This window comes from Catenuloplanes sp. NPDC051500, assembly GCF_044454585.1.
In the GTDB taxonomy this organism is placed as follows: Bacteria; Actinomycetota; Actinomycetes; order Mycobacteriales; family Micromonosporaceae; genus Catenuloplanes.
The window spans coordinates 314,237-337,895 of sequence record NZ_JBITDX010000006.1; the positions used below are offsets into that span (position 1 = coordinate 314,237).

The 23,659-nt window shown below is 70.0% G+C and carries 20 protein-coding genes; 14 read left to right on the forward strand and 6 right to left on the reverse strand.

Annotated elements, in window-relative coordinates:
- Window positions 1–2: 2 nt before the first annotated feature.
- The 4 genes from ACIA8K_RS15280 (at window position 3) to ACIA8K_RS15295 (ending at window position 4,105) form a co-directional block, all read left to right on the forward strand.
- Window positions 3–1,457, forward strand: coding sequence for a CCA tRNA nucleotidyltransferase (locus ACIA8K_RS15280; RefSeq protein ID WP_396059025.1), 1,455 nt, complete (start codon window positions 3–5; stop codon window positions 1,455–1,457).
- Window positions 1,458–1,907: 450 nt separating this feature from the next.
- On the forward strand, window positions 1,908–2,588 hold the full coding sequence (locus ACIA8K_RS15285) for a hypothetical protein (RefSeq protein ID WP_396059027.1): 681 nt from the start codon (window positions 1,908–1,910) through the stop codon (window positions 2,586–2,588).
- Between the two features lie 131 nt (window positions 2,589–2,719).
- Window positions 2,720–3,589: a hypothetical protein gene (locus tag ACIA8K_RS15290; protein WP_396059029.1), complete on the forward strand. Its 870-nt coding sequence runs from the start codon at window positions 2,720–2,722 to the stop codon at window positions 3,587–3,589.
- 18 nt (window positions 3,590–3,607) lie between these two features.
- A complete protein-coding gene (locus tag ACIA8K_RS15295; protein WP_396059031.1) occupies window positions 3,608–4,105 on the forward strand; it encodes a methylated-DNA--[protein]-cysteine S-methyltransferase in 498 nt (165 codons plus the stop codon).
- A 58-nt stretch (window positions 4,106–4,163) separates the two neighbouring features.
- On the opposite strand, the gene ACIA8K_RS15300 is transcribed toward ACIA8K_RS15295, so the two are convergent.
- Entirely contained in the window at window positions 4,164–5,243 is a 1,080-nt protein-coding gene (locus tag ACIA8K_RS15300) for an inositol-3-phosphate synthase (protein WP_396059033.1), read from the reverse strand.
- Between the two features lie 39 nt (window positions 5,244–5,282).
- Complete coding sequence (locus tag ACIA8K_RS15305) at window positions 5,283–5,906, reverse strand: PadR family transcriptional regulator (protein ID WP_396059035.1); 624 nt, start codon at window positions 5,904–5,906, stop codon at window positions 5,283–5,285.
- A gap of 161 nt (window positions 5,907–6,067) precedes the next feature.
- On the opposite strand from ACIA8K_RS15305, the gene ACIA8K_RS15310 reads away from it, so the two are divergent.
- From ACIA8K_RS15310 to ACIA8K_RS15325, 4 genes are all read left to right on the forward strand, one after another.
- Window positions 6,068–6,487: a DUF5318 domain-containing protein gene (locus ACIA8K_RS15310; RefSeq protein WP_396059037.1), complete on the forward strand. Its 420-nt coding sequence runs from the start codon at window positions 6,068–6,070 to the stop codon at window positions 6,485–6,487.
- Window positions 6,488–7,007: 520 nt separating this feature from the next.
- Complete coding sequence (locus ACIA8K_RS15315; RefSeq protein ID WP_396059039.1) at window positions 7,008–9,470, forward strand: transglycosylase domain-containing protein; 2,463 nt, start codon at window positions 7,008–7,010, stop codon at window positions 9,468–9,470.
- A 124-nt stretch (window positions 9,471–9,594) separates the two neighbouring features.
- Window positions 9,595–11,334, forward strand: a complete 1,740-nt coding sequence (locus ACIA8K_RS15320) for a glycosyltransferase family 87 protein (protein ID WP_396059041.1) — start codon at window positions 9,595–9,597, stop codon at window positions 11,332–11,334.
- A gap of 4 nt (window positions 11,335–11,338) precedes the next feature.
- Window positions 11,339–11,569: a sulfurtransferase TusA family protein gene (locus ACIA8K_RS15325; protein WP_396059043.1), complete on the forward strand. Its 231-nt coding sequence runs from the start codon at window positions 11,339–11,341 to the stop codon at window positions 11,567–11,569.
- 73 nt (window positions 11,570–11,642) lie between these two features.
- Here the strand turns inward: ACIA8K_RS15325 and ACIA8K_RS15330 are convergent, their stop codons facing one another.
- Both ACIA8K_RS15330 and ACIA8K_RS15335 read right to left on the reverse strand, forming a co-directional pair.
- Window positions 11,643–14,003, reverse strand: coding sequence for a hypothetical protein (locus ACIA8K_RS15330; protein ID WP_396059045.1), 2,361 nt, complete (start codon window positions 14,001–14,003; stop codon window positions 11,643–11,645).
- A gap of 56 nt (window positions 14,004–14,059) precedes the next feature.
- Window positions 14,060–14,836 (reverse strand): deoxyribonuclease IV, encoded by a 777-nt coding sequence (locus ACIA8K_RS15335; protein WP_396059047.1) that lies wholly within the window; start codon window positions 14,834–14,836, stop codon window positions 14,060–14,062.
- A gap of 221 nt (window positions 14,837–15,057) precedes the next feature.
- Here ACIA8K_RS15335 and ACIA8K_RS15340 point away from each other — a divergent pair, with 221 nt between their 5' ends.
- The 5 genes from ACIA8K_RS15340 (at window position 15,058) to rplI (ending at window position 17,874) form a co-directional block, all read left to right on the forward strand.
- Window positions 15,058–15,891 carry a hypothetical protein gene (locus ACIA8K_RS15340; protein WP_396059049.1) on the forward strand — a complete coding sequence of 278 codons (834 nt, stop codon included), beginning with the start codon at window positions 15,058–15,060 and terminating at the stop codon, window positions 15,889–15,891.
- A gap of 287 nt (window positions 15,892–16,178) precedes the next feature.
- Window positions 16,179–16,469: a 30S ribosomal protein S6 gene (rpsF, locus tag ACIA8K_RS15345; RefSeq protein ID WP_033345377.1), complete on the forward strand. Its 291-nt coding sequence runs from the start codon at window positions 16,179–16,181 to the stop codon at window positions 16,467–16,469.
- Window positions 16,470–16,564: 95 nt separating this feature from the next.
- Complete coding sequence (locus ACIA8K_RS15350; protein WP_396059051.1) at window positions 16,565–17,149, forward strand: single-stranded DNA-binding protein; 585 nt, start codon at window positions 16,565–16,567, stop codon at window positions 17,147–17,149.
- An 18-nt stretch (window positions 17,150–17,167) separates the two neighbouring features.
- On the forward strand, window positions 17,168–17,407 hold the full coding sequence (gene rpsR, locus ACIA8K_RS15355; RefSeq protein ID WP_033345375.1) for a 30S ribosomal protein S18: 240 nt from the start codon (window positions 17,168–17,170) through the stop codon (window positions 17,405–17,407).
- A gap of 14 nt (window positions 17,408–17,421) precedes the next feature.
- Entirely contained in the window at window positions 17,422–17,874 is a 453-nt protein-coding gene (gene rplI, locus ACIA8K_RS15360) for a 50S ribosomal protein L9 (RefSeq protein WP_396059053.1), read from the forward strand.
- A gap of 67 nt (window positions 17,875–17,941) precedes the next feature.
- Here the strand turns inward: rplI and ACIA8K_RS15365 are convergent, their stop codons facing one another.
- On the reverse strand, window positions 17,942–19,798 hold the full coding sequence (locus tag ACIA8K_RS15365; RefSeq protein ID WP_396059055.1) for a hypothetical protein: 1,857 nt from the start codon (window positions 19,796–19,798) through the stop codon (window positions 17,942–17,944).
- A gap of 386 nt (window positions 19,799–20,184) precedes the next feature.
- Between ACIA8K_RS15365 and dnaB the strand changes: the two genes are divergently transcribed.
- On the forward strand, window positions 20,185–23,178 hold the full coding sequence (gene dnaB / locus ACIA8K_RS15370) for a replicative DNA helicase (RefSeq protein WP_396059057.1): 2,994 nt from the start codon (window positions 20,185–20,187) through the stop codon (window positions 23,176–23,178).
- A 57-nt stretch (window positions 23,179–23,235) separates the two neighbouring features.
- Here dnaB and ACIA8K_RS15375 read toward each other — a convergent pair whose 3' ends face one another.
- Entirely contained in the window at window positions 23,236–23,646 is a 411-nt protein-coding gene (locus ACIA8K_RS15375) for a zf-TFIIB domain-containing protein (protein ID WP_396059059.1), read from the reverse strand.
- Between the last annotated feature and the right edge of the window lie 13 nt (window positions 23,647–23,659).

Below are 23,659 nucleotides of genomic sequence, written 5' to 3' on the forward strand. Positions count from 1 at the left end.
CCATGTCTGAAACGTCCCAGGGCCCCGTGGGGGTCGAGCAGCTTTCCGCGGTGCAGCGCAACGCGGTCGCGGAGCTCTTACGCGTCTCACCGGTCGCCGACGAGCTCGGCCGCCGCTTCGCCGACGCCGGGCACGAGTTGCACCTGGTCGGCGGCTCCGTGCGCGACGCGCTGCTCGGCCGTCTCGGCGACGACCTGGACTTCTGCACTGACGCGCAGCCGGACCAGACGCTCGCACTGCTCAAGGGCTGGGCGGAGGCGATCTGGGAGACCGGCCGCGAGTTCGGCACGATCGGCGCGATGCGCGGCGGCCTGCGGCTGGAGATCACCACGTTCCGCGCGGAGGCCTACGACGGCGTCAGCCGCAATCCGGTCGTCAGGTACGGCACCAGCCTCGCGGACGACCTGGTCCGCCGCGACTTCACCATCAACGCGATGGCGGTCAGCCTGCCGGGGCACGTCTTCACCGACCCGTACGGCGGGCTTCAGGACCTGGCCGCGCAGGTGATCCGCACGCCTGGCACGCCGGAGCAGTCGTTTGGCGACGACCCGCTGCGCATGCTGCGGGCCGCCCGGTTCGTCGCGAAGCTCCGGTTCACCCCGGACCCGGCCGTGGTCGCCGCGATGACCTCGCTGGCACCGTCGCTTGACCGGATCACGCCGGAGCGGATCCGTGAGGAGTTCACCAAGCTGCTCACCGGCGCCGACCCGATCACCGCGCTGCGACTGCTGGCCGACACCGGCCTGGCCGACAGGTTCCTCCCGGAGCTGCCCGGCCTGAAGCTCGCGATCGACGAGCACGCGCAGCACAAGGACGTCTACGAGCACACGCTCACGGTGGTCAGCAACGCGATCCGGCTGGAGGGCGGCGGCGAGCCGGACTTCGTGCTGCGGATGTCCGCGCTGCTTCACGACATCGGCAAGCCCGCGACCAAGGCGGTCGGCCCGGACGGCCGGGTCAGCTTCCACCACCACGAGGTGGTCGGCGCACGGCTGACGCGGCAGCGGATGAAGGCGATGCGCTACCCGAAGGACGTCACCGCGGACGTGACCCGCCTGGTCGAGCTGCACCTGCGGTTCTACGGCTACGGGCGGGGCGAGTGGACCGACTCCGCGGTGCGCCGGTACGTGACCGACGGTGGCCCGCTGCTCGACCGCCTGCACAAGCTGACCCGCTCCGATTGCACCACCCGGAACCGGCGTAAGGCCGCGGCGCTGTCCGCGGACTACGACGCGCTTGAGGAGCGGATCGCCCGGATCGCGGCCGAGGAGGATCTCGCGCGCGTCCGCCCGGACCTGGACGGCAACGCGATCATGGAGCTGCTCGGGCTGCCGCCGGGGCCGCTTGTCGGGCAGGCCTGGCGGTTCCTGAAGGAGCTGCGGCTGGAGCGCGGCCCGCTCGACCGGGACGAGGCCGAGGACGAGCTGCGTCGATGGGCGAGGGAACAGGGGCTGTAACGCCCGCGCTCGTCGTTCGGGCGTCCCGGACTGCCGATCCGTTCACTCATTTCGATCGGATCAACCGCTTCCGCCGTGCGTTCGGGGTCGGCTAGGTTCACTGCTCGGCCTCCCCACGGAGAGCCGGTTTCGGCTAAGGAGGGCCGGGCAGTGCGACCGTGCGCCATCTGCGGTGGGGTGACGGTCACGGCCGACGGCACGTGTGCCGGGTGCGGGGTGTCGCGGGGGCGGTTGCAGTCCCCGGCATATCCGACGAATCCGGCGTACCGCCCGGTGTCCGGGCCGCCGCGCGACACCACGTCAAGCGAGTCACCACCGGTCTCGCTGCGCACGGCGGAGACCACGCCGTTGCCGCCGGTGTCCGCTCCCCCGGTCGTCATTCCCGGGCCGAAACCGCCCTCCTGGCGTACCCCCGCTGCTCCTGTCTCTGCTCCTGCTCCGGTTTCTCCGGTGTCGGCGCCACCCCTGGAACCCGTCATCGGGTACGACGCGCGCTCCCCCGCGCTGGCCGGCACCGAGCGGGCACACCCGGTCGCGGTCGTGCTGACAGTGCTCGCCGGGGTGCTCGCGGCCGCGGTGCTCGGCGCGGTCGTGGTGCAGTTCGCCGGTGCGGACTCGCGGGCGGCCGACCGGCTGGCCGGACCACCGCCCGCGCCGGTCTCGCTTGTCTCCCCCACGCCGTCGCCGTCGGCGTCCGCCGCTCCCTCCCCCGTCCCGGGCCCGGTCGTGGACGCGTGCCTGGCCGGGCGATGGCGGATCGTCGAGCAGCGCGAACGTGTGGCGTTGCCCGGCATCGGCACGACAGTCGTGACGCTTACCGGTGAAGGACCGGCCGTCACGTTCGCGGAGGCCGGGACGGGCGTCACCGACTACGGGACCGCGACCGTCTACGACGCCACTGTGGACGGCCGGGAGGTGCGGCTCACGGTCAGCGGCGAGGTGACGTTCGAGTTCGTGTCCGCGGACGGTGTCACGGCAGCCACCGAGGCCCGGTCCGGCGCCACGTTCACGATCGGCGGGGGCGAGCCGGGCGAGTGGCCGGCCTCACTCACCGAGTGGAGCTACGAATGCGGCGCCGGGGAGCTGGCACTGACCGGTCCGGATACGCAGCGTGAACGGCTGACCCGCTGAGGCCGCTTCGCCGCCGTGCGGCCGGAAAACGCTCGGTGAGTAGGATCCGCTGACCGTTGAGGCCATTGGGCCGAGTGGATCGCACCGGCTAGCGTCACGGGCGGAAGCGGAAATACGAGCCGGGAGGCGACATGGGGCCCTGCGCGGTCTGTGGTGGCGGCACCATCGACGCGGCAGGTAACTGCACGCAGTGTGGCAATTACCGCGGGACGAGCGAGGTGGTCTCCGGGCCGCCGGCCAGTTACTCCCCGGCGACCGGATATCCCCACCAGCCGCAGTCCTCGCCGCCGGCCTCCGGGTACAACAACCCCTACCCGGTCAGCGGTGGCGGGTACCCGACGAGCCCGCCGGCGTACCAGGCCTCGCCCGCGTTCACGCCGCCACCGCAGGCGTATCCGCCCGTCTACACGCCACCGCCGCCGCAGAACAAGGGCCGGCGGGGCATCAACATCCTGATCGGCACGCTGGCCTCGGTCGTGGTGGTGTTGCTCTGCTGCATCGGCGGCGCGGTCTGGTTCACGAACCTGCCGGACACGCCGACCGACGACGCCACCCCGACCCCTGGCGCCGCGGCGAACCCGAACATCGATGCCTGCACGATCGGCACCTGGAACACTGCCTCGCACGTGGAGGACCTGGCGGTCCCCGGCGTCGGCACGATCAAGCTGACCGGGGGCAAGGGCGGGCGATTCACGCTCACCGACGACGGTACGGCCGTGATGAACTACGGCGCGGGTACGGAGTGGACCGGCTCGGTAAGCGGCCAGAACGTGCGGCTGCGGATCAAGGGCCCGGTGACGTACGACTTCACCACGCGCGACGGCGCCCTCACGCTGACCGGCGTGGAGACCAAGGCTACGTACATCATCTACGTGAACGGCGCGGAGAGCGCGGCGGAGGAAGAGTTCCTGGCCGCCAACGACGCCGCGACGTACACCTGCGGCGGCGATCGGCTCACCCAGACCGGCGCGGCCTACACGATCGAGTACACCCGCGCCTGACCCGGGCACAATGGGGCGATGCGCTGGGTGGTGATCGACTCTCCGATCGGTGAGCTGTCCGTGGGTGCGGACGGCCCGGCCGCGGTCGGCGGGGTGCACTTCGGGCGGCATCCGTCGGCGGTGCCGTACGCGGCCGGGGAGCATGCACTGCTTGACGCGGCCGTGGCGGAGTTGCGCGCCTACTTCGCGGGCGGGCTGACCGAGTTCACCGTGCCGCTGGTGGCGCCGGGCGGCTCGGAGTTCGAGCGCGCGGTGTGGGAGCGGATCGCCCGCATCCCGTACGGCGAAACGGTCACCTACGGGGAGATCGCCACCGGACTCGGCGACGTGGGTGCGGCCCGCGCGGTCGGCACCGCCTGCAACCGCAATCCGGTTCCGGTCCTCGTGCCGTGTCACCGCGTGGTCGGCGCGGGCGGCAAGATGGTCGGTTTCGGCGGTGGGCTACCCCGGAAGCGGGTGCTTCTGGAAATCGAGGCGCGGGTCACGATCGAGCGCGACTGGCTCTCTTTCGGGTGAATCTCCGACTCTGTATATAAGGAGAGGGCCGGCGCCGGCCCTCTCCTTACACGCGCTGTCAGCTTTCGATCTCACCGGCGATGAACTTGTCCACGGACGCGTGCGCGTCGTGGTCGGAGTACTGCACCGGCGGCGACTTCATGAAGTAGGACGACGCGGACAGGATCGGGCCACCGATCTTGCGGTCCAGCGCAATCTTCGCGGCACGGACCGCGTCGATGATGACGCCGGCCGAGTTCGGCGAGTCCCAGACCTCGAGCTTGAGCTCCGCGTTCAGCGGCACGTCGCCGAACGCCTTGCCCTCCAGCCGGATGTACGCCCACTTGCGGTCGTCGAGCCACGGCACGTGGTCCGACGGGCCGATGTGCACGTCGCTCTTGACCATCTCGTGCGGGATCTGCGACGTGACCGACTGGGTCTTCGAGATCTTCTTCGAGATCAGCCGGTTGCGCTCGAGCATGTTCATGAAGTCCATGTTGCCGCCGAAGTTGAGCTGGTACGTGCGCAGCAGCTCGACACCGCGGTCCTCGAACAGCTTCGCCAGCGCACGGTGCACGATCGTGGCACCGACCTGGCTCTTGATGTCGTCACCGACGATCGGCAGGCCGGCGTCGGTGAACTTCTTCGCCCAGGTGGGGTTCGAGGCGATGAAGACCGGGAGCGCGTTGACGAAACCGCAGCCGGCGTCGATGGCGGCCTGCGCGTAGAACTTCGCCGCCTCCTCGGAGCCGACCGGGAGGTAGGCGACGACGACGTCGACCTGGGCGTCGCGCAGCGCCTGCACCACGTCCACCGGCTGCTCGTCCGACTCCTCGACCATCTCGCGGTAGTACAGGCCGAGACCGTCGTACGTCGGGCCGCGCTGGACCTGCACGCCGGTCGGCGGCACGTCGGCCAGCTTGATCGTGTTGTTCTCACTTGCCACGATCGCCTCGGCCAGATCACGGCCGACCTTCTTGGCGTCCACGTCGAACGCGGCGACGAACTCCACGTCAGAGACGTGGTAGTCGCCGAACGTAACGTGCATCAGACCGGGGACGCGGTCGTTCGGGTCGGCATTGCGGTAGTACTCCACACCCTGGACCAGGGACGAGGCGCAGTTACCCACACCGACGATGGCCACGCGGACGGAACCCATCCCGCTTCTCCTTCTTTTGTTCAGCACGACAGGTGTCTGTCATGAGAGTCCCGGCTCTCCGCCTGTGCTGTCGGCGGAGGACGGGAGATTGGGGGGACCGGAGGGCCGGCCGGGCCCGCGGCCGGAGCGCTCGCTCGCGATGAGCTCCTCCAGCCACCGGACCTCGCGCTCGCAGGCGTCGAGGCCGTGGCGCTGCAGTTCAAGCGTGTACGCATCGATGCGCTCGCTGGCCCGGGCCAGCAGGTTGCGCAGGCCCTCGCGCCGCTCCTCGACCTTTCGCCGGCGGCCTTCCAGGATGCGCAGCCGGGTGGCGCGGTCGGTGCGGGCGAAGAACGCGAAGTGGACGTTGAAGGCGGCGTCGTCATACGTCTCCGGGCCGGCGTGCGCGAGCAGTTCGGCGAACCGCTCCTTGCCCTCGGCGGTGATCTTGTAGACGATCCGGCCCCGCCGGCTGGTCAGTGCCGGGACCTCTTCCGCGGTCGCGGGGGTCTCACCGGCCTGTGCGATCCAGCCGGCGAGCTGAAGCCGCTTCAGCGTCGGGTAGAGCGTGCCGTAGCTGATCGCCGCGCGGATCGGGCCCAGCTTGGTGCCCAGCTCCTTGCGCAGCTCGTAGCCGTGCATGGCGGACTCGGTGAGTAGACCGAGAATTGCGAACTCCAGCACGGCCCCTCCTCCTCCGATGTATCGGCCCGATACATCGAACCGTAGAGCGAGAGGTGGCCGATGCGCAAACGCTGCGGCGTTAAGAGTCGGTCACGGCCACTGTCTGTCACGGAAAGTGAGCGTTGTCGCCTCTTGGCCGTTCAGCCGTTACTCTTCAGTTCGTGCGGACGCAGCGGCAGGTGGTGGACTACTCGCTTCAAAGGCGAGCAGTGCTGCGTGACGTGCATTCGGGCAGGGTGGGCGTCCATGAGGTCTGCGATGCCTCGCCCTACCTCAAGAACGCGGCGCGCTTCCACGGTGAGCCGACCGAGGAGCGCTGCCCGATGTGCCGCCACGAAGACCTCACGCTGGTGCACTACATCTACGGTGACGAGCTGAAGCAGTCGGCGGGACAGGCCCGGAAACTGGCCGAGCTTCCGATGCTGGCGATGACGCTGAGTGAGTTCCAGGTGTACGTAGTGGAGGTGTGCCAGGGCTGCTCCTGGAACCACCTGGTGGAGCAGTACCTGCTGGGCCGCGACGGCCTGGAGGCGGACGAGACTGCCGGGGAGACCGGCCGGCGACGAGGGGCGGAACGGTGACGCGCTCGGAACCGGCCGAAGACGCACGTCAAGTCGTTAGCCTGATAAGTCCGTTTAATCCGGATGTATCAGCTACAAATTCAGATAAAGGGGTGTCGGTATGAGTACCGCGCCCCTTATGTCCGTTCGTGGCGAAGCTCACGGCCACCCCCATGGGTCGTCGACTCGCGCCACCGCGACCGGCAGGGTGTGACGAATGAACGCGTACGGCGAACCCAGTCCTCCGCACGGCCGGGCCTCCGGCCCGGGTGGAGGCCGGATGCCGGGCTCTGACGAGCCGGTGAGCCGCCCCGGAGCCAGCACGCCCCCGCGTGCCGCCGGTACTGCACGACCTGGCGCGCCCAGCGCACGTGCCTCGGTCGGCGGCAGCGCCGCGGTCGGAGGCGCGCGGGTGCCGGGCAGCTCCGGCGCCGCTTCGGTGCCCGCCGGCCCCGGACGTGCCTCCGTGGGCGGCAGTGCGGCAGTCGGTGGCGCACGCGTGCCGGGCGCGCCGACCTCGGGTGTACCGGGTCGCGCCTCGGTGGGCTCCGCGAGCCCCGGCCGCGCGTCGGTCGGCGCCAGTGCCGCAGTCGGTGGCGCGCGGGTGCCGGGCGCGGGTGTGCCCGGCCGGGCGTCGGTCCGCCCCGTCTCGCCGGCCGGGCCTGGATTCGGCGGTCCGGGCGGTCCGGGTGGGCCGGGGCGTCGCAGCCGCGGCTCCGCCTCGCTCGACCCGGAGGCCGCGAAGCGCGCCAAGCAGCGCAAGATCGCCAACTGGTCGATAGCTGCGTTCGCGGTGGTCATCATGACCGCCGGTGTCAGCATCGTCGGCCTCACGTACTTCTTCGACGACATCCCGGACATCAACACGTTCGAGCCGGAGGCGTCCTCGGTCGTCTACGCGGACGACAGCGAGGTCACCAAGCTCGGCGAGGTGAACCGGACTGTCGTACCGCGGGAGAAGATCTCCGAGGTCGTCAAGCACGCGGTGGTGGCCGCGGAGGACAACAAGTTCTACGACCACCACGGCATCGACATGAAGGGCATCGCCCGCGCCGCGTGGAACAACGTCTCCGGCGGCAACACGCAGGGCGCGTCGACGATCACGCAGCAGTACGCGCGGCACGCGGCGGAGCTGACCGGGATCAACTACAACCGGAAGATCCGTGAGGCGCTGCTGGCCCGGAAGATCGAGGACTCGTACGAGAAGGACGAGATCCTGTCGTTCTACCTCAACGCGATCTACTTCGGCCGCGGGGCGAGCGGGATCGAGGCGGCCGCCAAGGCGTACTTCAACAAGTCGGTCACCACGCCGCCGGGCGAGAAGGACGCGATCACGCCGTCCGAGGCCGCAGTGCTCGCCGCAGTGATCAAGCAGCCGGAGCCGGAGCCGGGCGGGCACCAGGGCTACGACCCGCACTACAACAAAGAGGCTTCCCAGGAGCGCTGGGGCTACACGCTCAACAACATGGTCTCGCTGGGCTGGCTGAGCACGGAGGACCGGGCCAAGCAGGAGTACCCGGAGGCGATTCCCTACGACCCCGAGCAGACCTGTCACCTGCAGTGCGTCGGTGACCAGCCGGTCGGGCACGTGCTGACGTACGTGAAGGCCGAGCTCGCGGAGATGGGGATCACGGACTGGCGGCAGAAGCCGTACAAGATCAAGATTTCGATCAACCCGACCATGCAGAAGCTCGCCCAGGAGGCGGCGTCGCGCCAGAGCAAGGCCTCGCCGATGAACAAGCTTGCGGAGAACCACCAGGCCGCGCTTGTCGCGATAGACCCGTCCAACGGTCAGGTGCTCGCCTACTACGGCGGTGACGACGGCTCGGGCTTCGACTACGCCGGCCTCAACGGCGGCCACCCGCCGGGCTCGACGTTCAAGATGTACACGCTTGCGGCGGGCCTGCGTGAGGGCATGTCGATGGACTCGTACTGGGACGCCACCAAGACCGAGGACAAGAAGCGCAACCGTGAGATCTCCGACGCGGGCCGTGCCGTTCCCTCATGCAAGCAGTACTGCTCCCTGGAGTTCATGACCAAGGAGTCCCGGAACACCGCGTTCTACTGGATGACCGACGCGATGGGCCCGGACAAGGTCGTCGCGGCCGCGCGGGACGCCGGTGTACGCAGCATGTGGACCAACGACGACGAGCTCGTCGACCTGTCGAAGGTGGAGCCCGCCAAGGTCGCGCCGAGCAAGTTCGACGTCGAGGTCGGCTTCGGCCAGTACAAGGTCAAGGTGCTCGAACACACAAACGGCCTGGCCACGCTTGCCGCACGCGGCGTCTACAACAAGGCGCACTTCGTGGTCAGCGTCGAGAAGCGGAACACCGCCACCGGCGAGTGGGCCAAGGTCAACGGCGAGCAGCTGAAGCCGAAAGAGGTCTTCGAGACCGAGCAGATCGACAGCATGCTCAAGGTGCTCCAGAAGCTCCCGGCGTTCAGCGAGGTCAACCCGCACGACCTGGCGGGGGGCCGGCCGGCGTTCGCCAAGTCCGGCACCTGGGAGCTCGGCCGCGGCAACGACCCGAGCGCGAACGGTGATGCCTGGTACATGGGCGCGACCACCCAGATAGCGACAGGTGTCTGGGTCGGCGGCAAGGGCGACCGGGAAGCGCTCAAGGAATCCAACGGCGGCAACATGTTCGGCGGCGGCACCCCAGGCCAGATCTGGGAGAACTTCATGAACGCCGTGAACAAGGAACTCAAGATGAAGGTCGAGAAGTTCCCCGAGGGCAGCTTCGTCGGCGACCCGAGCGTGCTTGCCAACGGCGTCTCCCCGGCGCCCAAGCCGCAGCAGACCCAGGGCGGTAACAACGGCGGCAACAGCCCGAACCCGGGCAAGAGCTGCGAGCCGTTCGACTTCGACTGCCTCTTCGGCAACAACAACGGCGGTAACAACAACGGCGGCGGTAACAACAACCAGCCCACGCCCACGACACCGGCCGTACCAGGGCTGCCCGGGATCCCAGGGCAGGGCAACAACAATAACGACGACGATTAGCGACCGTCCCGCCTGACATGACGAGGCCGGTGCACACACTGTGTGCACCGGCCTTCTCATTGCCGGATATCGATGTTGCAATCTTTGGACGGCCGTGTCCGGTTTCCCGGCGCCATGCGGCAAGATGCCTGGTATGAACGTCGAGCAGCAGCCGCGGGTCGACAACCCCGGACAGTCGGAGCCGTTCGTCCGCGGCCTCTCCGAGGCGATCGGCGGGCCGCTCGGCGAGCACGCCGCGCCCGGTGGACGCAACGGGCCCAACGGCGTGCGTTTCTGGACCGCCACAAGGATCGTGCTGGCGCTGGCCTGCCTCACACTCGCGCTGCACTGGGTGCAGAAGTCGCCCTGCCGCGACGGGGCCTGGGACAACCACGTGCAGTACACGCGGTTCTGTTACACGGACGTGCTCGCTCTCTACTACGCGGAGGGTCTGAACGAGGGCAAGGTGCCCTACCGCGACCACCCGGTCGAGTACCCGGTCGTGACCGGGTACTTCATGGGCGCGCTCGGGCTGCCGGTCCACTCGTACGGCCTGCAGAACCCGAACGTCAACCAGGGCATGCTCTTCTACGACGTGAACGCGCTTGTGCTGTGCGCGCTTGCGGTCGCGACCGCCGGGGTGATCCTGGCGCTGCGCCGCCGCCGGCCGTGGGATGCGGCGTTGTTCGCGGTGGCCCCGGCGTTGTTCGTGACCGCCACCGTCAACTGGGATTTTCTCGCGATCGGGTTCGCGGCGCTCGGGCTCTACGCCTGGGCCAGACGACAACCGGTGCTGGCCGGGGTGCTGCTCGGGCTCGGTGCTGCGGCGAAACTATGGCCGTTGTTCATTTTCGGGCCGCTGCTGATTCTCGGGCTGCGGGCCGGGAAGGTGCGGCCGGTGCTTGTCGCGTTCGGCACCGGGGCGGCCACCTGGGTCGCGGTCAACGCGCCGGTCTTCCTGCTCTGGCGCGACTCGTGGAACAGGTTCTTCGAACTCAACACGGAACGGCCTGTCGACTGGGGCACGTTCTGGTACGTCGGCCGCTACCTGGACGGGAAGCTCGACCCGATCCTGCCCGGGAACAAGGGCGTGTTCCAGTGGTTCAGTGACAACGTCGACCCGGCGCTGAACTGGACGACGTACGTGCTGTTCGCGCTCTGCTGCCTCGGCGTCGCCTACCTGATCATGTCCGCGCCGCGCCGCCCCCGCCTGGGCCAGGTGATCTTCCTGGTGGTGGCCGCGTTCCTGATCTTCAACAAGGTGTGGTCGCAGCAGTTCGTGCTCTGGCTGCTGCCGCTGGCGGTGCTGGCCCGGCCGCGCTGGGGGGCGTTCCTGGCCTGGCAGGCGGCGGAGGTGCTGTACTTCGTCGCGTTCTACGGCGAGCTGCTCGGCGCCTCCGGCAAGCAGGTCTTCCCGGAGGGCGTGTTCGTGCTCGCGGCCTCGTTGCGCCTGATCACGGTGGCGGTGCTCTGCTGGTTCGTGGTCCGCGAGATCCTCCACCCGGAGGAGGACGCGGTGCGGGCCACCTATGAGGACGACCCGGACGGCGGCGAGTTGGACGGCGCACCGGACGCGCCGTGGGTCGCGGCCCGGTTCGGGCGTAGGGGCGCGCTTCCGGTACCGGCGCTCGCGGGCGTCGGTGCCACTGCCGGGCCGACGGGCTTCCCGATCGACGGCTCCTCCGGTTACCTCGCCGACGAGGATCTGGTCCACGACAGCCTGGTTGATGGGAATCCGGCTGTTGGCAGCCCGGTGGCCGGGAGTCCGGTCGACAACGGCTCGGTCGACGGCGGTCCGGTTGACGGCAGTGCGGTTGACGGCGGCCCGGTCGACAGGGGGCCGGCTGACGACAAGGCGGCCGGCACCGACAGTGGCGGCCGGTGAGGGCATGACGGCGGAGGAGCCGGCCGAGGTGATCGACTGCCTCGGCCAGCGCTGCCCGCTCCCGGTGATCGCGCTGGCCAAGCGGATCACCGCGATCCCCGTCGGCCGGGTGATCCGGGTGCTGGCCGACGACCCGGCCGCCGCGAACGACATCCCCGCCTGGTGCCGGATGAAGTCCCAGGAGTACCTCGGTTCCCCGGAGCCGTCCGCGTTCGACGTCCGCCACACCGGCTGATCCACTCCGTACAGACGAGACGGCCCGGCCCGGCATGAAGCCGGACCGGGCCGTTCACTGTCTTCGGCGGACGTCAGAGGTGGTAGACGACCGCGTTGTCGATGTCCTCGCGGGTGATGTCGAGGTAGTCGACAGGGAGGTCGACGCGGGTCTCGAACTCCGTGCCGCCGATCCGGTCGCGCAGGATGACCACGGTCTTCACGCCGATGCCGCGCAGGTACGCGATGCTGACCTGGTCCGGGAACGACTTCGTCGAGTCGCGGATCTCGGTGGTCTTGGCCGGGGTGAAACCGCTGCCACCGTTCGTCACCTGCTGGAAGCGCGTGGTCGACCAGAGCATGACGTGCTGGTCCCAGCCGCCTTCGCTGGGCAGCACCAGCATCGGCCCGTCCACCGTGCGCATCGCCGCGGGCTGCTCCGGCACGACCGGGTGCGGCGTCGCGTTCACACCCTCGAGCAGGATCACCGCAAGCGGCACCAGCGTGACGAGCCGCAGCATCAGGCCGGGCCGGGCCGGCACCTGCTCACGGGAGAAGTCCTCCGCCCGCCGGGAGTACGCCGCGACCGCGCCGGCCGCAAGCACCGCAAGGAAGATGGTGGCCCACAGGATGAGCCGGCTGGGCGTGCGGATGCCCTGCCAGCCGGGCAGGTGCTCGAAGAGCGGCACGTAGGTGAACGTGCCGCCGAAGAACTTGGTGCCCATCGTGAGCGCGCCGCTGACCAGCACGCCCGTCAGCAACAGCACCCGCTGCCGCACGGTCCAGACCGAGAAGAACAGCCCGGCCACCGCGAGCCCCAGCAGCGCGAACCCGGGCAGCAGCGTCATCTCCGGCGCCCAGGGCAGTGCCTCCCGCGCCTGCGCGTGCAGCGGGCCCCAGAACGCGGACTCGCCGGAGGCGGTGAAGAAGCTGCTCAGCGGCGGCGAATAGAAGTCGATCTCCTCGATGCTGCGCTTCGCGTACGGGTGCAGCTCGGAAACCCGGAAGTACGGGATCGCGAGCAGCGCGCCGACCGCGCCGAAGACCAGACCGCCGACCGCGTCCGCGGTGAAGAGCCGCCAGCCGAACGGCTTCGGCTCCGCGCGCGTCACGAACCTCTTCACGAGGTAGATCACCAACGACACCAAGACGATGATCATCAGCGCGTACGCGAACGGCAGCCCGATGCCGAACCCGAGGCTGAGCTGCCAGGCCGCCATCAGCCAGCCGGCCAGCGCCCAGCCCGCATGCCGCTTCTCCGGCCGGTAGCCGTGACGGAACGAGTAGCCGTGCCCGCGGGCCAGCATCGCCAGCGCCAGCAGGATGCCGCCGCTGGACATGACGTGCAGGTGACCGGCCTGCGAAAGCCGCCACGGCGCGAGCGCGATCGCGGCGCCGGCGACAGCGCCCGCGATCCGGCCGGTGCCGAGCTGCCGGAGCAACGCGTAGCCGCCGACGAAGACCATCGCGTAGGCCAGCACGAAGACGAGGTTGTAGCGCAGCAGCGCGGCGACCGGGCCCGAGCCGATCAGGCCGAACGGGGCATACCCGATCAGGGCGTCGGAGAACGCGAAGCTCAACTCGTTCGGATAGAACGTGTTGGACTCCCAGAGCTGCGCCGGGTCGGTCAGCAGGGCATGCCCGGACCAGGCCATCTGCCATGCCTGCAGCGTCGGGTCCCAGATGTCCTGCGGGATCGTGTGCAGCGGGTACTTAAGCGTCGGCCAGGTCATCACCACGGCGAACAGCAGCCCGGCGAGCACGGCGAGCGTCCACTCGTGGAGCAGGCCGCGCCGGACGGCATCACCGACGCGGGCGACCCGGCCGAGCTGCACGGGCGGCGGCGGGCTGAACGACGCGAACGGATCCTTGTTCGGATCCGCGGTGACGGCGACCTTCTTGGCGTCACCGGCAGCGGAGGTGGCCCCGGCGGTGGACGTGGCCCCGGCGGTAGGCGTCACAGTGGAGTCGGTGGCGCCGGCGGCTCCCGCCGGTGCGGCCGCGCGCAGTCCCGCCTTGGCCTTCGTGGGCTTCCCGTCGGTGACGGTTGTCTCGATCGGTTTCGTGCCTTCGGCCGCCTTGCTCCCGCCGGTCGGCGCAGGGTCGGCTGGCGTGCCGCCGACCGACTCCGCCGATCCCGACGGGCTGTCGCCAGTCGGTGGGCCGTCGCCTGCCGGCACCGAGGCCCGCTCGCCCGCCGGCACCGGGGCCCGCTCGCCCGCCGGCACCGAGGCGCGCTCGGCCCCGGCCGCCGCGCCCGCCGACGCCGCTCCAGCCTGACCGTCGCCGGCCGGCCTGCTCTCCGTCGGCTTGTTCTCTGCCTGCTTGTTCTCCGCTGGCATGCTCTCCGCCGGCTTCCTGGACGCTGGCGCGGCGTCAGCCGGTGTGCCGGGACCCGCGACCGGTGGCGCTGCCGCCTGCCGGTCGCCGGTGAGGTGCGGCTGGTCCGTACTCATCGCCTGACTGCCCCTTGTGTGTGCGCTGTTTCCCGGCCCGCTGCCGAGAAGACTGTCTAGCCGCCGAGCCGGTTGCGCAGGAACGTGATGTCGGCACCCTGCCCCTCGACACCACCGGGAGTTTCCACGATCACCGGCGCGTCCGCAGCCCGGACCACTCCGACCAGCAACGCCGGGTCGATCATGCCGTTCCCGATGTTGTCGTGCCGGTCGCGGCGGGAGTCGAAGTCGTCCCGCGAGTCGTTGCAGTGCACCAGGTCGACCCGGCCGGTGATCGACTTGATCCGGTCGACGGCGTCGATGAGCTGCTCACCGCCGGCGTGCGCGTGGCACGTGTCCAGGCAGAAGCCGGCGCCGAACGACCCGACCGCGTCCCACAGTCGGGCGATCTTGTCGAACGTGCGCGCACACGCGTTCTCCCCGCCGGCGGTGTTCTCGATCAGGATGGGCAGCGGGAAGCCGCCCTCCTTCGCCGCGTAGTCGAACGTCTTGCGCCAGTTGTCGAAGCCGACCGCGATGTCGTCGCCGTCGCCGACGTGGCCACCATGGACGATCAGGCCGGCCGCGCCGATCTCCGCGGCGGCCCGGGCATGTGCCAGCAACAGCTTGCGGCTGGGGATGCGCACCCGGTTGTTCGTGGTGGCGACATTGATCCGGTACGGCGCGTGAACGAAGAGCTGCACGTCGGAAGCGCGCAACGCGTCGGCGTCGGCCCGTGGCTCGGGCGTGTCGAACTTCTGCGGGTCGGTCAGGAAGAACTGCACGGCATCGGCACCGCGGGCGGCGGCGCCGGCCAGCGGGTCGGCCGGATCGACGTGGGCTCCGATTCGCATGACGGGCAGCCTACGTCGCTCCCCCGGCCGGAACCGCCCCTGCCCGCCCGATCGGTCACGGTCCCCGTCCGTACCCCCGATGAAGACGTAACCCCGACAGCCCGGGCCGCGGCAGGCGGCCGTCACCCGCGGTGCTCGCGTTTCGTTGTGCCGATGAATCCGGCGAGGGGCGTTTTACGCCATTTGTCGCCTGCCGTCGTACCAGCCTGGGGAGTCTGCCGATGCGGAGCCGTATCGCGCGCATGTCGCTGGTCGCACTTGTGGCGGCGCTGCCGCTGCTGATCGGCGGCGCAGCGCATGCCAATGAGGAGAGCGGCGAGGAGGTCGTCTTCAGTGGTGGCGGCCTGCTCGGCGTGGCCTGCGGCGCGACCCCGAGCGTGGGCAGCGTCTCGGTGCCCGCGGAGTCCACGTTGCGGGTGGTCAACCAGACCGGCTACAAGGCGAAGCTGCTCCTCGACGGCGTCACCCAGGGTGAGGTCGGTAAGGGTGAGGCCGCCAAGATCCTCTTCCACCACGGCCCGGTCTCGCTGGCGCTGAAGCCGAACTGCGTGCTCACCGAGGAGTCCGCGTCCGTGCGGGTCAGCGTGCGGACGCCGGCTCGCCCCGCGCCACCGGCGGTGGCCGCCGCCCCGGCTCCGGAGGCGCCCGCTCCGCACGCGCCGCCACCGGCCGCGCCCGAGCCGGGTTCGCCGTCCATTACGACACGCCGGACCACACCCGGCGATCCACGGCCCGCCCCGGCCACCGCGACGACCTCATCAAAGGCCGGCACCCCCGGGGGTACGACCGGGAGCCCGTCCCCGTCGGCCACCACCGGCGCGGCCGCACCGTCGCAGTCCGCGCTCCCGGACCCGCTCGCGCTGCCGCTGGCCACCGGCGCCACAGTGGCCGCCGAGGGCGTCGCCGCGGAGCCGGTCGCGTCCGTCGAGCCGGTCCGGGAGGCCGGTCCGGTCGGGCTCCTAGCCCTAATTGCGACAATTTGCATTATTGGCGTGTCAGCTGGGGCAATTCGGGCTATTATCGCTCAGCGGGCCGCCCGAACAGGGATCGTGTAAGCCCGTGCCGAAGCCCCGCGGGGCGCCAGTCCAACCTCGTCGGTGTGGTCGTTCCTCCCCAGGTCCCACCCCAGGAAAGCGGACTCGCGCCCCGCGGTTCTCATGTACCGGCATCTGCGCCGGGCGCCGTGTGGATCTTCACCGGGGGTCGCTGAGCCGCCTCGTGGAACCCGGCTATCCTTGACAGGTTGTCCGCGGCCGGTGATCCCATCGTGCTCGCGGCAACGACGCAGACCTCCTGTCACGGATGGACCGTGGCCGCTAAGCCCATAGGAGGTGAGTTTGTCTTGCGTCACTACGAAATCATGGTGATCCTCGATGCAAGTCTCGAGGAGCGCACCGTCGCCCCGTCGCTGGACACGTACCTGAACGTGATCCGTACCGCGGGTGGCTCGGTGGAGAAGCTCGACGTCTGGGGCCGTCGGCGCCTGTCGTACGAGATCGTGAAGAAGGCCGAGGGCATCTACGCCGTCATCGACCTCCAGGCCACGCCTGAGGCCGTTGCCGAGCTGGACCGTCAGCTGCGACTCAACGAGTCCGTGCTGCGCACCAAGGTCATCCGCCCGGAAGTTCGCTGACTTCCCGGCTCCATCCGAATCGCGCCGAGGGCATTTCTGTCGCACCCGTGTGACAAGGTGACTCACCAAATCACCCTCGGTGGTAGGAGAAGGTCATGGCAGGCGAGACAGTCATCACCGTCATTGGTAACCTGACCAATGACCCAGAGTTGCGCTTCACCGCCTCGGGTGCGGCCGTTGCCAAGTTCACGGTCGCGTCGACCCCGCGGACTCTCGATCGACAGTCCGGGGAGTGGAAAGACGGCGAGCCACTGTTCCTCAACTGCAGCGTCTGGCGTCAGGTGGCGGAGAACGTCGCCGAGTCGCTGACCCGTGGTTCTCGGGTGATCGTCCAGGGGCGCCTGCGCCAGCGGTCGTACGAAACCCGTGAGGGAGAGAAGCGCACCGTCATCGAGATGGAGGTCGACGAGGTCGGCCCCTCTCTCCGCTACGCGACGGCGAAGGTGCAGAAGATGTCCCGCTCCGGCGGCGGTGGCGGGGGCTTTGGCTCCTCCAACGGCGGCGGTGGGGGTGGCGGCGGCTTCGGCGGAGGAAACTCCGGCGGTGGCGGCGGCAACTCCGGCGGGAACTCGGGCGGAGGAAACTCCGGCGGTGGCGACTACTCCGACCCGTGGGCGACCGCGAGTCCGGCCTCTTCCGGTTCGGGTGGCGGCAACTTCGACGACGAGCCCCCGTTCTAACAGGTTACGGAGCAAGCAATGGCTAAGGCTGCGGCACTGCGCAAGCCGAAGAAGAAGGTGAACCCGCTCGACAAGGAGGGGATCACCTACATCGACTACAAGGACACCGCGCTTCTGCGCAAGTTCATCTCCGACCGCGGCAAGATTCGTGCCCGCCGCGTCACCGGTGTGACCTCGCAGCAGCAGCGTCAGATCGCCAAGGCGGTCAAGAACGCCCGCGAGATGGCGCTCCTGCCGTACACGACGACGGCCCGCTGAGAGGGGGGACGGACATGAAGATCATCCTCACGCAGGAAGTGTCCGGCCTCGGCGCTCCGGGGGACATCGTGGAGGTCAAGGACGGCTACGGCCGTAACTACCTCCTGCCGCAGGGCTTCGCGATCACCTGGACCAAGGGCGCCGAGAAGCAGGTCACGGTCATCCGCCGGGCCCGCCAGGCGCGCGAGATCCGTGGTGTCGAGCACGCGAACGAGGTCAAGGCCACGCTCGAGGGTCTGAAGACGGTCAGTCTCGGCGCGCGTTCCGGCGCCGGTGGCCGACTGTTCGGCTCGGTCACCCCGGCTGACGTCGTCGGCGCGATCCGCGCCGCCGGTGGTCCGTCGATCGACCGTCGCCGGCTCGACCTTCCGGCCCACATCAAGTCGGTCGGTGCCTACTCGGTGGGGGTCAAGCTGCACCCCGAGGTCACGGCCCGGTTCACGCTGAATGTGACGCCGTCCAAGTAAGACCCTTGTAACGCGAGAACCCCGGGGCGTACCGCCTCGGGGTTTTCTGTTTGCCGGTGGCCTTTCGTCAGCCGATCGGCTGGCCACTGATCGCGGAGACCAGCACGATCGCCAGCCCGCCGCCCATCACGGCCGCGGCCAGGCCCACGCTCGCCGACTTCCACGTGCCGCTGACCAGGCGCAAGACGTAGGCGATCGCGATGCTCAGCGCCAGCGAGATGCCGAACTGCGGCGACGCGTCGATCAGGCTCGCGACCGCCCGGGCCCGCTCCGCCGCGCCGTTGGCGAGCGTGAAGATCATGTAGAGCACCAGCGGCACCGCGTACCAGAAGACGGTGAAGCCGATCGCGGACAGCGGGCCGCCGGGCGCCTCCTCCAGCTCCTCCAGGTCCTCGACCGCCAGCTGGCGGCGCATCGCCGGGGACATCTCCCGCCGCGGCGTGCGCTGCTCCGGCGGCGCCTCCGTGTACGACGGCTTGGTCAGCAGCCCGTCCGGGTGCGTGCCGGTGTTCGCCTGACCGGCCGCCCAGTCCCGCTCCGCGGCCGACGTGTCGTCCCATGGGCGCACCGGCCGGGCCGCCCGGTACACGCGCGGCGCCGCCACCTCCTCGCCGGTCGTCGGCGCGCCGGTCCACATCACGCCGTCCGGCGTCCGGCGCCAGCTGCTCGTGTCCGTCTCGGTCCGGCGCGGGTAGCGGGAGACCTCGCCGGTCTCACCGGAGTAGCGCGGGCGGCCCGGTGCCGGCTCGGCCCGGGTGAAGCCGTAGCCGCCGGCCCGGCTGCCGGTCTGATCGACCGTCGGCTCGTCCATCTGCGCGCCGCGTCGCCAGGTGCCGGTGTCCGAGACCGCCTGCGGTCCCCGCCAGTCCCCGTCATCCGCGTTCTGAGGGCGCCGGCGCCAGGTACCCGTGTCCGAGGTACCCGGAGCGCCCGCCGACCACTGAGAGGGCGCCTGTGGCTGGCTACGGCGTTCCTGAACGGCCTCGGGAGGCAGCGACGGCGCGTTACCGGACCGGGGCACCGGCGGAGTGGCGCCGCGCGTGCGGGCCGGGCCCATCGTCGGGTCGCCCCAGTCGGGCCAGTCGCTCTGCTGGTGGTGCCGTGGTGCCTCGGCCCGCTCGGCCGCCTCTGCCTCGGCCCGCTCGCGGGCACGGCGCTCCGACCGGGTCGGCCGGGCCGTGTCCCAGGTGCCGGTGTCCTCGCGGGTGGCCCGGCCGCCCCACGGGTCGGGCTGCTCCAGCGCGTCCGGACGACGCCGTTGGGCGGGCACGTCGGGCTGTTCCCAAGAGCCGGTCTCCGAGACCCAGGTGCGGGTTTCCGTCACCCGACGCCACGAACCGGCGCTCGCGCGCCGGTTCCGGGTGTCCTGCTCCGCGTCACGGCGCCATGAGCCGCCGTCGTCGTCCGGTGGCCGTGCGTCGGGTACGTCGTCCACCTGGTCGGCGCGGGATCCGTACCGGCCGCCGGGCTGGTAGGCGCGGAAGCCGCGATCGTCCGGCTCGGCCTGGGAGCCGCGCCGCCAGCTGGCCGTGTCGCTGACGTTGCGCCAGCTGCCGGTGTCGTGCCGCCGGTCGGCCCAGCTCGGCCTGGCCGGGGCGTCGTCGTAGCTGACGCTCTCGCTCACCCGGCCGTACGCGGCGCCGCCCGCGCCCTGCTGCCAGCCCTCGGCCTCGCGGCTCGCCTGCCAGCGGCCGCGCGACGTGCCGACCGCCGGGATGTCGCCCACGCCGGTGTCCCCGGTGCGGCGGTAGAAGTCCGTGTCCCTCACCGGGTCGGGGTAGCTCGTGTAGCGCACGACCTGCGACTCTTCCGCAGCCCTCGGCCGGGGCAGCGGGTCGCCGTAATCGTCGTCTTCCGACCAGGAATCAGCGCGGCGCCGCTGGCGCGGCGCCCGCTCGCTGGAATCCCGATCGTCGTAGTCCACCAATGGAGCGTGACCGTTCCGAGACCAGATCGCAATACGTGTTCCGCGGACATCAACTTGCGGCGATGAGCCTACCTTTGCCCGGTTCGCCGCCGAGAATCGGACAAGGTTTTTGTTCTCCACATGCTGGGGACAAAGTTCTCCCTGCTCAGAGCGGTTGGTGTGAGCTGATCCACGTAGTTGTGCACAAGTTATCCACAGGGCTGTGCACAGCATGCGGCGGGCTGTCCACAGGTAATACCCAGGCTCGTCCACCGACCCGTTTGGGGCTGGGGCCTCGGGGTTCGTAGTGTGATCGCTCTACCCGCGGACGTACCTGCCGATGTGCTTGTCGGCCGCCCGCCCGATGCGGGATAGTACGTGTGTTCGACTGAGAGGGGGGCTCGATGTCGATTACCGACGACGTGCGGCCCGGCTCCTTGTCCCCCGATGACTCCGGGGACGACCGGCCGCGCAAACAGAAGGACCGCAAGTCCGACGGCCCGCCGCGCGACGGCGGGGGCGGCGGCGGAGGTGGAGGCGGCGGCTTCGACCGGACCCCGCCTCAGGACATGGCCGCGGAGCAGTGCGTCCTCGGCGGCATGCTGCTCTCCAAGGACGCGATCGCCGACGTCGTGGAGATTCTCAAGACGCCCGACTTCTACCGGCCGATCCACGCCACAGTCTTCAACGCCATCACCGACCTCTACGGCCGCGGCGAGCCCGCCGACGCCATCACTGTCGCGGCGCTGCTCAACGACGCCGGCGACCTCGCCCGCATCGGTGGCGCCCCCTACCTGCACACGCTGATCGCCAGCGTTCCCACCGCCGCCAACGCGTCCTACTACGCCCGCATCGTGGCCGAGCGTGCGGTCCTGCGCCGCCTGGTCGAGGCCGGCACCCGCATCGTCCAGCTCGGCTACGGCGCCGCGGCCGGCGGCGGGCGTGACGTGGACGACATCGTCGACCTCGCCCAGCAGGCCGTCTACGAGATCACCGAGAAGCGCGTCAACGAGGACTTCGCGAGCCTCGGCGAGATGCTCCAGCCCACGCTTGACGAGATCGAGGCGATCGGCGCCCACGGCGGCATGATGACCGGCGTCCCGACCGGTTTCGCCGACCTCGACCGCCTCCTCAACGGCCTGCACGCCGGGCAGCTCATCATCGTCGCCGGCCGGCCCGGTCTCGGAAAGGCGCTGGCGCTCGACACACCGCTGCCCACACCCGGCGGCTGGACCACGATGGGCGATGTCCACGCGGGCGACGTGCTGCTCGGCGCGGACGGGCGTCCCACCACGGTCACCCATGCCTTCGAGGTCATGCACGACCGTCCCTGCTACGAAGTCGAGTTCTCGGACGGCTCGGTCATCGTCGCCGATGCCGAGCATCTGTGGAAGACGACCACCCGGGCCGGTCGCCGGCGGCGGGCGGAGACGGTCAGCAGGCCGCAGTGGCCCGCCGAGCAGCGCGCCGTCGTCGGTGCCGTGCACGCGAGCGTCCAGGCCCAGCCGAACTCACTCATCGCCCTGAGCGAGGCCCGTGAGCTCGTCGGAGCCGAGTTCGGCGCGGTCCTGTCCGTCGTGGCCAACCGGGTCGGAGCATGCGGCACGACCGAGCGCGAGTTGCGGCGTGCGGGCCGGCCGTGGCGGCGGAGCGTTCCCGCGTACTCCCGGCATGATCTTTTCTCCGCGCTCAACACCCGGGTGAGTCGCCGGATGAACCAGGAGAGGACCACTCAGCCGCGTGACGTCGTCACGACGGCGGAGATCGCGGCGACGCTGCGGCTGCCCACCGACGGCCGTCTCAACCATGCGGTGGAGAACGCGGCCGCGCTCGACCTGCCGCATCGCGATGATCTGCCGATCCCGCCCTACACGCTCGGCGTCTGGCTCGGCGATGGCCACTCGGCCGGCGCGCGCTTCACCTCCGACGACCCGGAGATGGCGGACTACGTGGCGGCGGACGGCTTCGTCGTCGTGCCGAGCACGACGCACCGGCTCTACACGATCAAGGTCCCACCGTTGCCGGCCCTGGCCGAGCGCTCCTGCGTGATGTGCGGAGCGCGGTTCGTTCCGCGCGGTCCGAGTGTGCGGACCTGCGGCCGGGTCTGCGGTGGAGCCTCTCGCGGGGCGGACGCCCCGGAGACGAACCCGGGCTGTGAGCGCTGTGGGGCGGTGACCAAGGCTTCACACGGCACCGCACGCCGCTGTATGGACTGCCACCGCACGCACGGATCGTTCACCGCGCGCCTGCGGGTAGCCGGGGTGCTGGGCGACAAGCACGTTCCCGCCGATTATCTGCGCGGATCAGAGGCGCAGCGGCGGGCGTTGCTGGCCGGTCTGCTCGATACCGACGGCACGGTTACGCCTACCGGGAACGTGCAGTTCACATCGACATCCCGGCGGCTCACGGAAGGCGTCTTCGAGCTGGTCGTCAGCCTGGGGTACCGCTGCTCGATCACCACCCGAGCGGTCGAGGGCCGCCGCCCGGAGACCGCCGTGGCCTACACGCTGAACTTCACCACCGTGGACGAGGTCTTCCGCCTGCGCCGTAAGCGCGAGGCTCATCGCGACCGTCGTCGGTCATTGACGACCAGCCGGAGCGGCGCTCGCTACGTGGTGGACGTGCGTCCGGTCGCCAGTGTTCCGGTCCGGTGCGTCACAGTCGACAATGCGGACCACATGTACCTCGCGGGCCGCGCGATGATCCCCACCCACAACTCGACCGCGTCCATGGACTTCGCCAGAAATGCGGCTATTCGGGCGAACCAGGCGGCTGCCATTTTCTCGCTGGAAATGAGCAAGGTCGAGATCGTCATGCGTGTGCTCTCGGCCGAGGCGCGGGTACCGCTGCACGTGTTGCGGTCCGGGCAACTGTCGGACGACGACTGGACGAAACTGGCGCGCTCGATGGGCGAGATCAGCGAGGCGCCGCTGTTCGTCGACGACACGCCGAACATGAACCTGATGGAGATCAGGGCCAAGGCGCGCCGGCTTAAGCAGCGGCACGACCTCAAGCTGATCGTCGTCGACTATCTGCAGCTGATGTCGTCCCCGGCCCGCACCGAGAGCCGTCAGCAGGAGGTCGCCGAGCTGTCCCGTGGCCTGAAGCTGCTGGCCAAGGAGGTCGAGGCGCCGGTCATCGCGGTGTCCCAGCTGAACCGTGGCCCGGAGCAGCGGACCGACAAGCGTCCCCAGCTGTCCGATCTACGTGAGTCAGGCTCTATTGAGCAGGATGCTGACGTAGTTATCCTTTTGCACCGCGATGACTACTACGACAAGGAGTCGCCGCGGGCGGGCGAGGCGGACTTCATCGTGGCGAAGCACCGTAACGGACCCACCGACACCATCACTGTCGCGGCGCAGCTGCACCTGTCCCGCTTCGTCGACATGGCGATGTAAGAGGACATGCCGGTAGGGCCGCCCACAGCAGCGAGGCGGCCCTACCTCACCCGAAACTCAGTCGAACAGTTCGCCGAGGAAGCCACGGTGCCGCTTGTTGCGGTAGTGGCCGTGGTGCCGGTAGTGCCCGTGATATCCGCCGTGACCGTAGGCCGGGGCGGGGTGCCCGTAGGCAGGGGTCGCGGCCGGGTAGCCGTGCTGCACCGGCGGCGGGGGCGGCGGAGGCGCGTAGCCGCCACCGTGCACCGGAGCGGCCGGCGGGTAACCGGCTGGCGGGGGCGGCGGGGCAGCCGCGGGGCGCGCGCCCTGCGGGTTGCTCCGGTTCCAGTTCTGCTCGGCCTCGAAGAGCTTCTCCAGCTCACCTCGGTCGAGGAAGATTCCCCGGCACTCGCCGCACTGGTCGATGGTTACGCCGCTGCGTTCGTACTGCCGCATCTGGCCGTGGCACTTTGGACAGGTCATCTGCATGCCCGAAACGGTA